The organism is Streptomyces sp. NPDC050610, from assembly GCF_040654875.1.
GTDB lineage: Bacteria > Actinomycetota > Actinomycetes > Streptomycetales > Streptomycetaceae > Streptomyces.
Window position 1 is genome coordinate 141,104 of the sequence record NZ_JBFAIV010000009.1, and the last position, 15,680, is coordinate 156,783.

The 15,680-nt window shown below is 67.3% G+C and carries 12 protein-coding genes and 3 pseudogenes; 8 read left to right on the plus strand and 7 right to left on the minus strand.

The genetic code is table 11. The features are described from left to right. Positions 1–74 precede the first annotated feature (74 nt). On the plus strand, positions 75–245 hold the full coding sequence (locus tag AB0I22_RS14140; RefSeq protein ID WP_363131016.1) for a hypothetical protein: 171 nt from the start codon (positions 75–77) through the stop codon (positions 243–245). 650 nt (positions 246–895) lie between these two features. On the opposite strand, the gene AB0I22_RS14145 is transcribed toward AB0I22_RS14140, so the two are convergent. Further along, positions 896–1,636 (minus strand): GNAT family protein, encoded by a 741-nt coding sequence (locus tag AB0I22_RS14145; RefSeq protein ID WP_363131017.1) that lies wholly within the window; start codon positions 1,634–1,636, stop codon positions 896–898. A 257-nt stretch (positions 1,637–1,893) separates the two neighbouring features. Next, complete coding sequence (locus tag AB0I22_RS14150; protein WP_363131018.1) at positions 1,894–2,469, minus strand: universal stress protein; 576 nt, start codon at positions 2,467–2,469, stop codon at positions 1,894–1,896. A gap of 138 nt (positions 2,470–2,607) precedes the next feature. On the opposite strand from AB0I22_RS14150, the gene AB0I22_RS14155 reads away from it, so the two are divergent. Then, a complete protein-coding gene (locus AB0I22_RS14155; RefSeq protein ID WP_363131019.1) occupies positions 2,608–4,107 on the plus strand; it encodes a PLP-dependent aminotransferase family protein in 1,500 nt (499 codons plus the stop codon). A gap of 2 nt (positions 4,108–4,109) precedes the next feature. On the opposite strand, the pseudogene AB0I22_RS14160 reads toward AB0I22_RS14155, so the two are convergent. Further along, positions 4,110–4,771, minus strand: a pseudogene (locus AB0I22_RS14160) (transcriptional regulator); the annotation flags it as partial. 91 nt (positions 4,772–4,862) lie between these two features. On the opposite strand from AB0I22_RS14160, the pseudogene AB0I22_RS14165 reads away from it, so the two are divergent. After that, positions 4,863–5,651: pseudogene (locus AB0I22_RS14165) on the plus strand (isocitrate lyase/phosphoenolpyruvate mutase family protein); the annotation flags it as partial. A 546-nt stretch (positions 5,652–6,197) separates the two neighbouring features. Here the strand turns inward: AB0I22_RS14165 and AB0I22_RS14170 are convergent. Then, positions 6,198–6,386, minus strand: a complete 189-nt coding sequence (locus AB0I22_RS14170) for a hypothetical protein (RefSeq protein ID WP_363131020.1) — start codon at positions 6,384–6,386, stop codon at positions 6,198–6,200. 239 nt (positions 6,387–6,625) lie between these two features. Here AB0I22_RS14170 and AB0I22_RS14175 point away from each other — a divergent pair, with 239 nt between their 5' ends. Then, complete coding sequence (locus AB0I22_RS14175) at positions 6,626–6,775, plus strand: hypothetical protein (RefSeq protein ID WP_363131021.1); 150 nt, start codon at positions 6,626–6,628, stop codon at positions 6,773–6,775. A 395-nt stretch (positions 6,776–7,170) separates the two neighbouring features. Here AB0I22_RS14175 and AB0I22_RS14180 read toward each other — a convergent pair whose 3' ends face one another. The 3 genes and pseudogenes from AB0I22_RS14180 to AB0I22_RS14190 form a co-directional block, all read right to left on the minus strand. Continuing rightward, on the minus strand, positions 7,171–8,577 hold the full coding sequence (locus tag AB0I22_RS14180) for a PQQ-binding-like beta-propeller repeat protein (RefSeq protein WP_363131022.1): 1,407 nt from the start codon (positions 8,575–8,577) through the stop codon (positions 7,171–7,173). Next, entirely contained in the window at positions 8,574–10,148 is a 1,575-nt protein-coding gene (locus AB0I22_RS14185) for a hypothetical protein (protein ID WP_363131023.1), read from the minus strand. Before AB0I22_RS14185 ends, AB0I22_RS14180 begins: the two co-directional genes overlap by 4 nt. 708 nt (positions 10,149–10,856) lie before the next feature. Then, a pseudogene (locus tag AB0I22_RS14190) lies at positions 10,857–11,120 on the minus strand (transposase); the annotation flags it as partial. A gap of 670 nt (positions 11,121–11,790) precedes the next feature. Between AB0I22_RS14190 and AB0I22_RS14195 the strand changes: the two are divergent. From AB0I22_RS14195 to AB0I22_RS14210, 4 genes are all read left to right on the plus strand, one after another. Continuing rightward, the gene (locus AB0I22_RS14195; RefSeq protein WP_363131024.1) at positions 11,791–12,336 is read left to right on the plus strand and encodes an adenylyl-sulfate kinase; all 546 of its coding nucleotides are present in this window, start codon (positions 11,791–11,793) and stop codon (positions 12,334–12,336) included. A 45-nt stretch (positions 12,337–12,381) separates the two neighbouring features. Beyond that, positions 12,382–13,167, plus strand: coding sequence for a class I SAM-dependent methyltransferase (locus AB0I22_RS14200; protein WP_363131025.1), 786 nt, complete (start codon positions 12,382–12,384; stop codon positions 13,165–13,167). A 68-nt stretch (positions 13,168–13,235) separates the two neighbouring features. After that, positions 13,236–14,750, plus strand: coding sequence for an MFS transporter (locus AB0I22_RS14205; RefSeq protein WP_363131026.1), 1,515 nt, complete (start codon positions 13,236–13,238; stop codon positions 14,748–14,750). Further along, positions 14,750–15,655: a sulfotransferase domain-containing protein gene (locus AB0I22_RS14210; RefSeq protein ID WP_363131027.1), complete on the plus strand. Its 906-nt coding sequence runs from the start codon at positions 14,750–14,752 to the stop codon at positions 15,653–15,655. Before AB0I22_RS14205 ends, AB0I22_RS14210 begins: the two co-directional genes overlap by 1 nt. Positions 15,656–15,680: the final 25 nt, after the last annotated feature.

Here is a 15,680-nt window from a genome sequence, read left to right on the forward strand (position 1 = left end):
CTGCTCCGTACTGGTCGAATAAATGCGACTACGGGAGGGCCTGTATCTACAAGTCCTCCTCGGAGGTATGGAACTTGGAGAATTGCGGGTACAACCCCATCCGCGACTTTTACGAGCGAGCCAAGGCGCACGGCAACACCTTCGTCGTCCGCTACGTGAATGGCACGTCGGACACCACCTACGCCTGGACCGAGCGGGCCCTGGACAAGGGCAACCTGGTCACCGGAGTAGACGTGTACTGCTGACACTGCCGAGGTTCTCCGGCCACAGATCGGGGGGACCCCGCCGGTCCCGTAATGACCGAGGTCCTCGCGCTGTTGAGAGAGACATCTGACGTCTCGAATCACAAACACGAGGACCTCGTTGGCCTACCGATAGGCACCCGACTGCCGCACCTCCTCACGGAATAGGACGCGAGCCCCTGGCCGACACCATCGCCGAACCGCACTGGCACGCGAACCCGGACGACAAGCGCAGAGCCCCTCGGGGAAATGCGGTGACGACGAGTACGGCCACTCAGTCCGCCAAACCGCCCTAAGCTCCTCACTGGAAACCCGGTGCGCCACCGGCGGGAGCATCGCGACCGGCCGCGCAGTTTCCCGCTCCCTTCCAAAGCACTGCCGAACCGCACCGGACTTCACCGAGCCTGCTCAGCACCAGAGGACGCAGTTTTCTCGGCCATGATTTCCAGGGCACACTGTCAGTCGGGGCTGACCATACGGTGGTGGTCTTGTCGTGGTAGCCGAGAGCGTCCGCGACGACAGGAGCAGCCACCTCAAGGAGTTGTTGCCGGGTGGCGGTGCCGCGGGCGTCGGAACGTCCTCGGACTCGCGTGGATGCGCCGGGCGCCTGCGGCATCCAGTGTCGGACCCCAGGATCTCAGGACCTCAAGACCTCAGAGCGCCCGTTCCGCCTCGGGGTCCGCATCGCAGGTGCGTACAGCGGACAGGGACTGCTTCTGCCGGCCGTCCGCGTCGAAGTTGTCCGGCGAAAGCCACTCCCGCAGCGCCTTGCCGACCTGGGGCCACTCGGAGTCGATGACGGAGTACCAGGCGGTGTCCCGGCTGCGGCCCTTGTAGACCACGGCTTGGCGGAAGATCCCCTCGAAGGTGAAACCGAGCCGCTGTGCCGCCCTGCGCGAGGGCTCGTTGAGGCTGTCGCACTTCCACTCGTAGCGCCGGTAGCCGAGCTCGTCGAAGACGTAGGACATCAGCAGGAACTGTGCTTCCGTCGAGATCGGGGTCTGCTTGAGCAGGGGTGAGAACGCCACGTTTCCCACCTCGACGACGCCGTTGGACGGGTCTTGGCGCATCAGGGAGAGGGTGCCCACCGCCTTTCCGCTGCGCAGGTCGATGACCGCGTAGTGCAGAGGGTCGTCCGCCTGCGTCACCGTCTCCACGTAGCCGCGGTAGTCGTCCCGGCTCCCGAATGGACCGGCCGTCATGTAGGTCCAGTCCCTGCCGTCCGCCGCGCGTGCGTAGGCGGAGTACAGGTCGTCGGTGTGCCAGTCCGCGTTCAGCGGTTCCACCCGGCAGAAGCGGCCGTCGAGGGTGACTCGGGCGGGTGCCGGACGGACTGTCCAGTCGGGCAGCGGGTGGCCGGTGGGCTGGCCGTATTCATTCAGACGTGCGGACATTCTCTTCTCTCGCTTCGTGCCGGTTGCTGCCAGGCTAGGCAACGAGTGGATCCCCGATGAGATCCACAATGGAGTCATTCCATAGGTCCACTCCCGTTCTGTCCGCGAAGGGGCAGGGCGCACGAGCAGTGGAGGCCCCGGACCGCCCGACCACCCAACCAACCACCCAACCGCCGAACTGTCGGACGTACTGCCCAGTTCAGGCGCGCCCAGGCTGGACCGAAGCCGGCGCGGCGCATTGGATTCGCGGCACCCTGCTAGCCGGCCAGGCCGTCGACCGCCCTACGGCGGAAGTCGTCGGCGGTCAGGTTCCGCAGCCAGCGGCGGGTCCCGCGCGGCACGGTCGGCTCCAGGACCAGCAGGACGGGTGCCTGCGCCCTGGCCGTCACCTGGCGGCGTATACCGCCCCGCACCAGCCTGACCAGCGGATGGCGCGGGCCGCCGCCGAGGACGAGCAGGTCGCCGGGGTGGGTGGCGAGGGAGACGAGAGCGTCGGGGACCGAGCCGCGTACCACGGTCGGCGCGACCGGTACGTCCTCGGGCATGCCGCCGAGTGCGGAGGCGATGGCGCGCTTCAGGCGCTCCTCGGCGGCACGCTCCGTCTGCGCGTCGAGCCCCGGCGAGGGTGCGCGCCGTGCTGCCGCCTCGCCGCCCCTCGGGGTCCAGGCGCTCACCGGTACGAGCAGGTGTCCGCGGCGCCGGGCCTCCTGAACAGCTCGGGTCAGCGCCGCCAGGCTGCCGGGCGAACCGGAAACACCGACCACCACCCGGCCGGTGCGGCGAAGGACCGAGGACTGACTGCCGTTCACGGAGTCGTTCAGACGTGCGGACATTCTCTTCTCCCTGTGCGTGTCGCCCCTGCCAGGTTAGGCTTGGCGTGGACCCCCGAAAAGGTCCACAATGGGGCCATTCCATGGGTCCACAAGGTCCGGCCCTGGGGAGGCGGGCGTCGTACGAGGGGAGACGGAGCAGTGTCGACCTCCAGCAGCGAGGCCCTGGGGCCGCAACTCGACTTCCTCCAGCAGGAACCGCTGTCCCGAGCCCGCGACGGGGAGTCCCTGCAAACGCAGCTCCTGCACCGCATCCGCACCGCCGTCCTCGACGGCCGGCTGCCCGCCGGCAGCCGCCTGCCGGGCTCGCGCACCCTCGCCAGAGGGCTCGGGATCTCCCGCAACACCGTGACGCTCGTCTACGACGTGCTGGGCACCGAGGGCTACATCGAGCTCAGTAGACAAGGAACGCGGGTCGCCGCGCTGGCCCGGCCGGAGCCCGACAGCCACGCCCACCACGCCCCCGCCCCGCCCACGTTGTCGCGGCGCAGCGCCCGGATCCGTAAAAAGCCCCTCCAGGGAGGCGTCGACTCCCTCGCCTTCATGCCGGGGGTGCCCGCCCTGGCCCAGTTCCCGCTGGCGGCCTGGCGACGCTCCCTCGACCGGACGCTCCAGCAGGGCGGCACGGGTCTGCTGGGCTACGGCCCGGCCCAGGGGGAGCCCGCGCTGAGAACCGCCGTCCTGCGCCACCTCGCACTGGCCCGCGGCATGCGCTGTGCCCCGGAGCAGGTCGTCATCACGGAGGGATCGCAGGAGGCGCTCTCACTGTGCGTCCGGCTGGTCACCGACCCGGGAGACACCGCCTGGATCGAGGACCCCGGCTATCGCGGCGCACAGACCGCTCTGGCCTCCGGCGACCTGGACGTCCACCCCCTGCCGGTCGACGCGGAGGGCCTGCGCGTCTCCGCGGCCGACTGGAGGGACCGCCCGCCGCGCCTCGTCTACACCACCCCCGCGCACCAGTACCCGATGGGTTCGGTCCTCACGGCCTCCCGGCGTCTCGACCTGATCGAGAAATGCCGCGACCACGGCGCCTGGATCATGGAGGACGACTACGACAGCGAATTCCGCCACAGCGGAGAACTCCTGGCCTGCATGCAGGGCATGACGCCGAACGCCCCCGTGTTCTACGCGGGCACCTTCAGCAAGACGCTGTTCCCCTCACTGCGCCTGGGATTCCTCGTGCTGCCCGAGGCCCTGGTCGACCAGGCGACACCAGTCGTGGACGAGATACTGCGCGGCGGGCACCGCTGCGAGCAGCTGGCCCTGGCGCACTTCATGGAGAGCGGCCAGTACAGCAGGCACCTCGCCCGCATGCGCCGCCTGTACCGCGGCCGCCGGGACGCGCTCAGGGCGGCGCTGGCCGAACACCTCGACGTGCCGCACACCATGACCGGCGGCGACAGCGGCATGCACCTGACGGTCCGGCTGCCGGCGGACTTCCCGGATCAGCGCGTGGCCCAGGCCGCCCGGCAGCACGGGATGGCCCCCTGGCCCCTGTCCCGCTCGTCACTGCTCGCGGACTCGGCCCACAACGGGCTCGTCCTGGGATACGGCAACACCCCCGAGTCATCGTTCGTACCCGGCGTACGACAACTCGCGCACCTGATAGGGAAGTCCGGCTTCGAGGGGCGTGGCTGAAACTCGGCGCCCAGCAGCTCCCCGAAGGCTCCGACCCCCTGCGGTGTCACCTTCACAGCGCGCCCGGAGCCGACTCGCCGCACCCACTGCTGGTCCAGCGTCGTGACGCACGGGGCCGCCTCCAGCGCTCCGGGGAGGTGGGGGGCGACGCTTGGTCCAGCCCAGGCAGGCCCGCACGCGGAGCCGCCGAGAGTCCGGAGGCCGCCTGTAGCCCACGGCGTCGGCCGGCCAGGCCCGCCCTCCAAGGTGCCCGCGGGCCCGGCGCCAGTGACGACCAAGCCTCGGGCGATCATCGCGTCTGCCAGAGCCACACCCGGCCGCCCCGCCGGATGGTCGTAGCAGGTACGGGCCCGTGCTTCGGCACCGAGCCGCGCCGGCTCGCGCAGACTCCGCGGGTGCGGGGTGTCTGGCGCGTACGGGGAGAGGGCTGCGATCAGGGCGGCTGCCTCCGGGCCGACCGGACGGACGTAGCGGTGCCGACGTTGCGTTCCTCGATCAGCAGTCCGCCCGCGACGAGCCGGGAGCGCTGCGCGTCGGCAGTGGACGGCCGCACCCCTGGGTGCCGAGCAGGCTCGCCCGCTGTCCAGGCGCGGCCGTCGAGCAGCGCCTGGCAGAAGGCGGCCCAGGTGCGTTCGGCGAACCGGCCGGCGGCCTCGGCGAGCGGGGCATGAGGTCACAATGCCGCAGGCACAGTTCGGAGGGTGCCGAACCGTTCCGGCCCTAGCCTTGGCACCATGACGCACAGCATGCCGCCGACCGCCTTCGCCCGCCTGCACCACCAGGCCACGCCGCTGCTGCTGCCCAACGCCTGGGACTACGCCTCAGCGGCCCTTCTGGCGGCACAGGGCTTCCAGGCGATCGGCACCACAAGCCTCGGCGTGGCTGCGGCCGCCGGCCTGCCGGACGGGGCAGCAGCGACCGTCGAGGAGACCTTGGTTCTGGCCCGCCGACTCGGGCAGGGCTCCTTCCTGTTCACCGTCGACGCCGAAGGGGGCTTCAGCGATGACCCCGAGGAAGTGGCCGAGCTGGCCGGCAGGCTTCACGACGCAGGCGCCGCGGGAATCAACATCGAAGACGGCCGCCCGGACAGCACCCTCGCCCCCGTGGAACTCCACGCCGCGAAGATCGCCGCCGTCAAGGCCGCCGTGCCCGCGCTGTTCGTGAACGCTCGCACCGACACCTACTGGCTCGGACACCAGGAGGAAGAGACCGCAAGGCGCCTCGCGGTGTACGAACAGGCCGGCGCGGACGGGGCATTCGTGCCAGGACTGTCGGATCCGGACAGGATCGCCGCCCTGACGGCAACCCTCACCGTGCCGCTGAACATCCTGTACACGCCGACCGGACCCACCCTCGCCGACCTGGCCGCACTCGGCGTGCGCAGGGTCAGTCTCGGCTCTTTGCTCTACCGCAACGCCCTGGCGGCGGCCGTGACCACCGCGACCGCCATCCGCGACGGCCTCCCCGTGAAACGCGCGCCCCTCTCCTACGCGGAGGTGCAGGCGCTGGCGGCCCCTTGTGGGACGCTGCGGAGATCCATGTGAGGCCCCCAGCCACGAAGACCAGTCCCACCTCACCGAGCCGACCATCAGGCCGTCAGCTCAGCACGGCTGACAACCCATCAGGACGAGCGTCACGAGCGTCAAGACATCGCCCGTAACGCTCACCCCGCACATCACTCACAACCCAAGAACCCGCAGGTCAGGCGTCCTTCGCCGCCGGCTTCAAAATCGCCACGCACTCCACATGATGCGTCATCGGAGATATTTCCGGATTCCCCAGCTGGAGAAAACCGCAGGTGAGAGGGCCTTTTTCTGGCACCGGAACGGCCTACCCCGGATCGGAGCGTCATATGAGCGTCACGCCCGTACCCCTCTGACGCCGTCATTCGCCCCCGTCCCGGCCACTTCGTCTGCCCCCGGGGACAGTCATCGTCCCGAAGTGAGCCACCCCCGGGGGCCACGCCCCACCGTTCCAAAGTGTCGGTCCGCGGGATGTCGTCGAGTGCGTCGGTCCGCCACGGGCAACAGGCCAGTCACCAAGAGCAAGTCCATGTGACTGGCCGCCAGCCGACGTACGAGATACGGGCCTCAGATATGCTCCAGCAGCTCTGCGCTGATCCGGTCCCAGCTCGGTCGGGGGCTGTCGACCGGGCGTACGGCTGTGAGCAGGCGGCCGTCGACGAACGTATCGAGCCGATGATCTGCCAGGGTGGCCGGCCCCTCGCGTTGAGCACGGCGGTTCACCAGCCACCAGGCGCGCGCGAGGTCGGTGTGCATGCGTCTCTCCGCAGGCACCGGGGAGGGCAGCCTGCTGCAGTTCGGCTTCTTCGGCTGCCTGGGGGGAGCGGCGTTGGGTGTCTTCTTAGGCTGGACGAGTGGGTGGGTGGAGGCCCTGTTCGGTGAACTCGACAGCCTCACGGTCAGTCCGGGAGGGCTGACGATGACGGGCCAGAAGAAGGACGAGTACAGATTCGAGCAACCTGGCCGCCGTAGAACTCAAGCGCTCAGGCACCACCGTGTCCCTGACCATCAAGCCCCCCAGCAGCGACCCGGAGCGCGAGGTATTCACCGGCCACGGCATCCCCGCAGCCGACGCCGGCCGCCTGATGGCCGCCCTCTCCCAGTACGCAGGCAAGAAATACCGCGGCCCGGTCGGCCTTCCCTGAGTGGGCTGGATCGCTTCGCGGATCTGCTCCGAGATGCCAACTCGTGCCCGCAGCGCTTCGGCAATACGGTTACGCGCAAGCGACCTGGAACCCCCGACAGGCCGGTAGAACCGGCCGACCATTCCTCGACCACACTCCCCGACCACCCACCGGCCGCGCCTGCCCGCATCCCGCGGCGAGACAGCGGAAGGGGCCCCTTCACTCTTCTGAGGGTGAAAGAACCCCTTCCGTGCAGGTTCCACTTCCGGGCATTCACGAGTCGGCGTGGTATCGCCGGGCAGGTGCGAGGCGGACGGAACGTCATCGCCGTCTGCCGTTCGACGTACAGCCGCTGTCCTCTCACCGTCACGAAGAGGAACCGCCCGGCAGGTTGGCCGAGTGGGCGCGGGCCGCTACTACGCCGCGGGCAGAGCGATCAAAGACCTTTCATCTGGTTCCGTACCTATACCGCGCACTTCGAAACCGAATCCGACGGAGAGGTAGAGAACCTTGCGATCGACCAGGGCCAAAGGGTCTGCTCCGATCCACGGTTTGCCCTTGGGGGACGGCTCGTATTTGTGCACGATGCTTTGCCGTCCGTTTTTGGGGTCGAGTTTGACCAGTGAGGCAGGGTCGTAGCGATTGCCGGAGACGTAGGCGAGGAGATCGCCAGTGTCCGAGGCCACGGCATGGTAACTCTGGAGCTTTCCCTGGGCGGTGTGCTCCCACAGCCGCTTGCCGCTCGACAACGACCAGCCGATGATCTTGTTGTTCTCGTTGGAATCGGTCTTCAGCTTGTCCGCCACCACGGTGATCGTGTCACCCGCGATCTGCACGGCGGTATCCGGACTGCCGTCCCCGCGCCCGCTGCCCGACAACTGGCGCTCCGGGCCCGCGGCGAGGCTGCTGCGCCGCTTGCCACCGTCGATGACGGTCAGACGCATCCCACTGTCTCTGGGGGATTCGCCGATGACAACCGGGCTGGTGGCCAGGACCTTCGTCAGGACCCCATCCTCGCCCAGCCGGTAGGTCCACCGGGTGTGACCGGATGCCGGGTCTACCGCGGCGACGTCGTACGGGGCGCCGATGGCATCGGGGTCGTCGCTGTAACAGCGCTGGAGCCGGATCAGTTGCCGACCGCCGGTGTACCCGGTGCCCTTGCAGTCGTGGCCGCCGTAGACGGCCTTGGAGTCCGTCCACAGCTTCTTGCCGTCGCTGACCCGGAACGCGGTGGTCTTCCTGGTCTTCGCGTTGACGACGACCGTGTTGCCGCTGCGCGCGATGCGCGTACCGCTCTCCCGGACCCACTCGTCCTGGGCGAGTTCGTGCTCCCACAAAACCTTCCCCGACGCCAGATCGATCGCGAAGAAGGTCGAGCACTCCTCGCCGACACCGGAAGCGAGGACGGCGATGCCGTCCGAGTCGTCCGTGGACGCCTGGCACACGACGGAGCCGACCCCGGGGGTGGGAGTACCCCACACCCTCTTGCCCGTGCCGCGGTCCAGCCCGGCGATGCCGTCTGGCAACGCCTTGACCACGAACCGGTCGGTGAACCAGAGGCCGCGCACCATCGTGGGCTGCTCACGTCCGGATTTCGTGTACGGCAGGGACCAGGGCAACTGCGCTTTGGACTGCTGTCCGGCCCCGGAATCCTGCTGCCCGACCTCCGGAGAAGGGCTGAGCAGCAGCCAGACGCCCGCGGCAACAGCACTGGCCAGCACCACGCTCGCGGCGACCAGCATCGCGATCAGCCGAGTACGGCCCGGTCTGGGACCGGACGGCGGAGGCTGGATGAATATCGGCGCGTCCTGCGGCGTGTTCACTTGAGGGTGCTCCTGACGTAGGCGGCCCACTGCGCCTCGAAGCCGGCCTTGTCGAGTCCGGTAGCAGTCGTGATCTGCTCGTCGAGCTTGTCAGGCGCGTCGTACTGCGCGGCCACGAATGCCAGCGCCTTCTTCTCGCCGTACTTCTCGGCGAGGTACGTCACCGCGAGGCGCCCCAGCTCGTAATTGGCGGCCTGCTGGTGGGCGTCCTCGACATAGAACGCCATCGAATCGGGAAGGCGGCCATTGAACCCGACCCGGCGCAGGGCGCTGAGTCCGCCCCGGTCGTCCAGGCCCCCGCCTGCCATGTACTCCGCGGCCCCCTCGACGAGCCAGGTCTGCGGGCCGCCCAGGGCACCGAGCGGGGCGTGCCGCATCATCGGTGCGAGCAGTGCGTGGGTCATCTCGTGCTTCCCAACGCGGGCGGTGGCACTCTTCAGCACCACGCGTGCCCCGCCGAAGGGAAAGTCGTCGGAGGCAGAGTCGTTGAAGAGGCTCGCGGCGAACCCGTCCTCGTTGCCGGGTTCGCCGCCGTGCCCGTACAGCTTCGCGAGGCGTTTGCTGTCCGGCTCGAAGGTGACGGCGAACCCGCGGGCGGCGGGCGGGGAACTGGGGCCGTCGGCCTTCCATGCGGCCAGCACATCGCGGCCCGCCTTCTCCAGCTGCGGGGCCGCCGACCGGGCCGCGTCGGCATGAGCGGCGTCAGTCATCAGCGCCACATGATCGGTGCGGATGACCCGCAGATCCCGGTACAAGTCCCAGGGGGCTGGGTAGGCCACCTTCCTGACGGGCTCATCCGGACCCCGCAGCTTGTACGGAGCGCCGTCGACGGCCGTGATCACCGGCTTCGCCTTGGCGTCCTTCTTTGTCACCGTCCACCGGTAGCCCTCCTTCAGCGGCTGCACATCGACGCCGGCTATCTGGTGGGCGAAGGCCACATCGACCCGGGCCGTCACGCTGCCGAAACTGCTCTCCAGACGACCGGCTGTCCCGTTGATGTGGAAGCTTGCGGATTCGAGCTTCACCTTCCGCAAGTTGCGGAACACGACGCGCTGTTGATCCTTTGCCTGTCCGGAGAAGGCGGACAGGAAGCGTTCCTCGTCCCCGTCGCTCAGGGCGTCCGACCTGTCCCTGACCAGATCCGCCAATGCGTCATCCGTGATCGCCACCGTCTCGTCCGAGGGCTTCCCCTTCTCCCCTGCCGAGGTGTCGCTGCGCTGCAGTGCGAGCACGCCGACCGCGGTCAGCGCGACCAAGGCAAGACCTGTGACCACCACGATCGCCACTGTCAGTCTTCGACGCGCCGGGTCGGCGCCCGGCGTCTGACTGGTCATAACTCGTTCTTCTCCTATGTCTGTGGTGAGACAAGAGGAATCCCCCCAGCCGAATACGGTTCGGCGAACGATTCCATCCCTTCGCAATCCACCGGCTCCCCCCAGCTCTTTGCGGCAGAGGAAAGGGAATAGCAGCGGCGGCGAACAGCCTATGTGCCCCTGCCGGCAAGCGGTCAGCGCCCTCCTCAGCAGCGCGAGATGAAAGCGCATCTCCCGTCCGGCCAGCATCACGTCCACGGTCGGCGCGGTCGCAGCCGCAGAGTTGTCTCGGCCGCCGCTCGAACATCCGGCACCTATCTCTTGGCCCGCACCCGGCGAATATCTGAGGGCCAGACAGACACGTTCGGCAAGTACGTGCGGTGTCCGGCGGCCTCAACCTTGCACGAAACCAGCTGAGTTCGAGTGCCTAGGTCAGTCGAACCAAGGTCGCCACCTGGTGGTCACGGGTTCTCAGCCAGGGAACCTGTGATGGTTCAAGCACTGGCCCCGGAGAACCGCATCATCAGGAGCGCGCAAGGGGGCGCGTTCTCCGTGAAACGACCCAACTCCGCTCGTCCATCACGCTCCGCCCACCAGGCGAGCGGAGCCAGCCCGGCGCGCCCTGAGCCCAAAACCCCGATCCCGACGATTCACTGCCCGGCGTCCGCACCAGCGATCCTCTCTCCTGCAGCAAAGGTGAGAGCGCCCGGGATGACCGCGAAGAACCTGAGTACGCTGCCGAGGAGAGTCGGCCGCATCCGGACAAGCCGACTGCGGCACGCATGGGTGTCTGGGACATGGAGCGACCCTAAAGGCTTGAGCCCGGGGCGGGCATCCGTACTCGTACTCATCCGACGAGACACCTTGTCGATCGAACGGGCGCCCAGAAATCGTCTCCGCCGCAACGCCTTCCCGGCTCATGCTCAGCGGGACTGCCTCACTACTGACCTTGAATGCGTGATGTCGTCACGGTGGGGCTGGGGTAAGTCCGGTGCCGATGAGGCAGCCGTTCAGGATGTCGCTGCGGCACTGGACCTGTCGCAAGCCGCGCCGGACGGCGGTGACGGGGGCGGCGAACGCGCGGTTGGCCAGGGCGGTGCGGCGCAGGATGGACCAGATGCCTTCCACCGGGTTGAGGTCGGGTGCATAGGAGGGCAGTTGACAGAGGGTGAGCCAATCGCGGTCGGCGATGTAGCGGCGCATGCCGGCTGTCAGGTGGGTGTTGAGGTTGCCGGGTCGGCCCGGCACTGCCGGATGGGTCGAACTTTGCCGAGGCTGCTCTCACCCTCCCCGGCGATCCCCGGCTCAGGCTGCCTCCAGTTTCACCTCGCCGCTACGACGGCGAAGCGATGGTGGCCTTTGGGCCTTCCACCTCCATCCGAAACAACAGCGCCTCGTGGCGCACCGACAGCACCCTTACCGGCACCCCCTCTCCGCGCCGGACAGGTTCGAGAAGCACGGCGCAGGCACGCTGGCGTGATCCCTCTCCACTTTCAATGTGACTCACTTCACATCCATCTCGCGCTACCTGCAAGGCCATCTACAGGCGGCGCCATAATGATCGTTTTATTCCATTTTGCACCGATAATAGCCAGATCAGACGATATAGCCACATTGCGCGCCACTCAAAACTGGCCCTCTCTGATCATGAGGGGCGTGCCGGAGTGATTAACGGGAAAACGAGCTAAACCCCCTCCGTCCTGCGAACTGGCATCGTTGACGCAAGATGACAGTGCTTCGTAATGTTCATGCTTAGTTCGCGGAACATTTAACGCACTCACAGTCAGCCGCAAATTGGCGGGGCGGCGGCGCGCCTTTACTGCGCGCTTCGCGGCCGTAGGCGTGCTCCCGACGGCTCTGCCCCCGCTCAGCTAGTGCCGCATCGAAGGGTGGCCGCCGAATGACGACAGCAGCAAAAATTCTCACCTCTCCCCTGGCTCGCGAGGGCGGCGTGGTCTGGATTACCGGCCTTGCGGAGTCCGGAAAGACCACCGTGGCCCAAACGCTGTCCGGCTGCGTAAAGGAACGCGGGGTGAATCCTGTCCTCCTGGACGGCAATATCGTCCGCGAGGCGCTGGGGGAGACGAGGTCGTTCGATCGTGCAGGCAGGCAGAAAATGGCCTACACCTACGCCCGCCTCAGCCATATGCTGGCGAGTCAGGGCCAATTCGTGATCTGCTCCACCATATCCCTGTACCACGAAGTGCATGAATGGAACCGAAAGAATATCAATCGCTACATCGAGGTTTTCCTGGACGTACCGATGGAGGAGTTGAAGAAGCGAGACAGCAAGGGGATATACGAACAGAAGGATGACGAAGAGATCGTGGGGATCGGCGTGAAGCCGGAGTTTCCGGTCAGTCCTGACCTGCAGATAGCCAACTTCTCCGATATCGACCCCGAAACGGCGGCGTCACGCATTCTCGAGGTCTGCATGGACGGCTAATACTGCGATCTCATGGTCACAGTCCCGAGCAGAAAGGAAGCTCCCATGACCGCAACGCTCAAGCACGGTGACTTCACGAGCCTGGCAGAGGACTACGCCAAATACCGAGAGGGTTACGCGCCATCAGTCGTTTCTGCCCTGATCGGCCTTCTAGGCGGATCGGCGGGCGACTGCGACGCCGTCGACGTCGGAGCTGGCACCGGGATTTGGAGCCGTACTCTCGCAGAGGCTGGCTTCCGGTCGGTGACTGCCGTCGACCCCAACAACACCATGCGCGCCACGGGCGCCCGAGACTCCGCGCAGCACGACATCACGTGGCATGCCGGAAGCGGCGAGGACACCGGACTGCCGTCCGCCTCTGCGAATCTCGTGACCATGGCCTCCTCGTTTCATTGGGTGGACTTCGAGAAGGGCACACAGGAATTCTGTCGTGTCCTGCGCCCCGGCGGGTGGTTCGTCGCGCTCTGGAACCCGCGATACATCCAGGCGAGCCCGCTGCTGACGGACATTGAGGCGGAACTGAGCAGGCTCCAGCCCGGCATGAAGAGGGTCTCCTCCGCCCGGCAAGGCCTCATGGACGAACTCTCCGACCGGCTCGCTGCCTGCCCTGAATTCGACGATGTGCTCCTCCTGGAGGGCCGTCACGAAGTCCAGCAGACCGTCGACCACTACATCGGGGTCTGGCGCTCGGTGAACGACGTGCGGGTGCAACTCGGTGAGGAGAAGTTCGAACGCTTCCTCGCCTACGCGCGCGAGCGCATCGGAGATTCGGAAACCGTGAAGACCACCTACCTCACCCGCGCCTGGGCGGCGCGCCGGGCCGCCGTCTGACCTCCTTCGCCGACCCCGTCCCTCGCCGATGGTGATACGCGCTGTCTTCACCGGGCAGATGGAAGATCATGACTGGTTCTCGAATCGCGGCGCGGATGCCCCGTCACCAGGCACGCCTGCTTACAGCCCTGCTCACCACCACGAACTTCCTGGTCGTCTTCGACGGGTTGGTGGTAACCGTGGCGCTTCCCGCGGTGCAACAAGGCTTCGGACTCGGCCAGGCAGGGACGCAGTGGGTCATGACGGCCTACACCATCCCGCTGGGCGGCATGCTGCTGCTGGGCGGCCGATGCAGTGACCGTTATGGGCGTCGACCAGTCCTCGTCGGTGGCCTCGGGCTCTTCGCCGCCGGTCTGCTGCTGGCTGCAGTGGCCCCGGCCCCGTGGCTGTTGCTGGCGGCGCGCATGCTGCAGGGAGTCGGAGCCGCCCTCGCCGTGCCCACCTCCTTTGCGATCATCAGCGCCAGAGAGTCGCCCGCCGAGCGCAACCGCCTCTTCGCCGCTGTGGCGGTCGCCGGAGGAGTGGGTGCGGCCGCCGGCGCCGTCATCGGCGGCGTCGTCACGCAAGGACTCGGCTGGCGGTACATCTTCCTCCTCTCTGCACCCGTCGCGCTCCTCGCGGCAGCGGCAGCGTTCAAGCTCCTGCCCGCCCAACCACCGCCGACGAATACCAAAGGTCTGGATTTACCGGGCGTCGCCCTTTCCATGGCTGGCCTCATGCTGCTGGTCTACGCCATCACCAACATTGAGCACGACGGCGTCCTGACCCCGGCCACGCTGGGACCACTGGTGCTGTCCGCCGCGGCCCTTGCCGGGTTCTTTCTCCACGAACGCAAAACGCGAACCCCGCTGCTCCGGTTCGGCATCCTGCGCCAGCCGTCCTTTCGCACTGCGGCGCTCGCCATGCCCGCCAACGAATTCGCCTACCAGGGCAGCGTCTTCATCGGCCTGCTCTTCCTCCAGCAGTCCCTCAACTACAGCCCGCTCATCGCCGGGTTGGCCTTCAGCCCCCTGGGTCTGGTGGTCCTGCTCGGCTCGTCCGTGGCCAACCGACTGCTGCGCCGCTGTCGCTGGACACTGGTCGCCGCCGGCGCCCAGTGCGCCAGCGCCGCGGGCCTGGCTCTCCTCGCGCTTGCCGGCCCGGGCAGCAGCTACCCGCTGCACATCCTGCCCAGCCTGCTCGTCCTGGGACTGGGCACCGTGGTGGGAGCAGTCTCATTCAACGTCGCGGCCGGAAAGGATCTGCCCGCAAGGGACAAGGGAGTCGGCTACGGCCTTTTCGAGACCGCGAAGTACGTCGCCGGCGCCTTCGCCATCGCAGGGCTGGGCACGGTCGCCGCTGCCCGTGCCGATGCCGCACCGGCACCGCACCAGACTCCGGCGCTCACCGCCGGCTACCAGCTCGCCTTCTTCATCGCCGCGGGCATCGCCGTCCTCGGCGGTGTCCTCGTCACCCTGCTGGGCGGCTTCCGTGATCCGAGGCAGCGCCCCCAACACCCGCCTCAGTCGGCAGCCACAGCAACGGGGAACAACTCCACACACACTAGAAAGTCCGTTCCAGAGAAACCACACAGGAGACGGTGATGGGCGAAAAGATCCACTACCTACTGCACGGAATCCAGGACCGCTACAACGCCCTCTACCAGGACAACATCACTCAACTCGGGGATCAGGACATCGCGATCGCCAGCATCGGCGGCTCCGGTCAATCGCTCCTCGGGAACATACTTCTGGAACTGGGCCTCAACTACGCAGATCCCTATATCGACGCCCTGAGCGCCGACGGAACCAGCCAGCCCGTTGCGGCCTACGCCGATTATCGCACCAGGCTGGCTGCGACAGACCGCACCACCGCCGACAACAAGGACGGAGTTCAGACGCGCTGGCCCCGTTTCATCAAAACCCACCTGACCCCAGAGTTCCTGGCCCACAGGAATCTACTCGGGGCATGGATCCTGCCCCGAGACCCACGTGACTCCCTCTACTCCTGGCATAAATTCCGCACGAACTTCGCCAAGGATCCATTGGACCTACGGGCGGGCACCTTCGAGGAATGGCTGGATCAGCCTGGGCCCACCGGAGCCGACCGGCTGACCGACTGGGCAACCTTCTACGACGCGTGGGACGAGGCTCGCGAAAACTTCCGGCGGAGCACCGTGACCACCTTCGAGGAGCTGAAACAGGAACCGATAGCGGCGCTCCGGAACGGCCTCGGCGACCTCGGCATCCAAGTAGGCACGGAAGACCTTGCACGAGCCGTGGAACGCAGCAGCTTTGCGAACATGCGAGCTCACGAGGAGAACCACCCGGACAACAAGAAAAGCGAACCCATGACAAAAACACGCATCATGCGCAGCGGCACGCCCAATGAATGGCATCGCTGGATCACCCCCAGCCTGCACCGAAAATTCAGCTCCGGTCACATCGCCGAGGTAGCCCGCCGCTTCGGTTACCAAACAACCCAGGCTTACCCCACCGCGGCCGGCTGAACGAAGGAGAAGCCGCAGGACAATG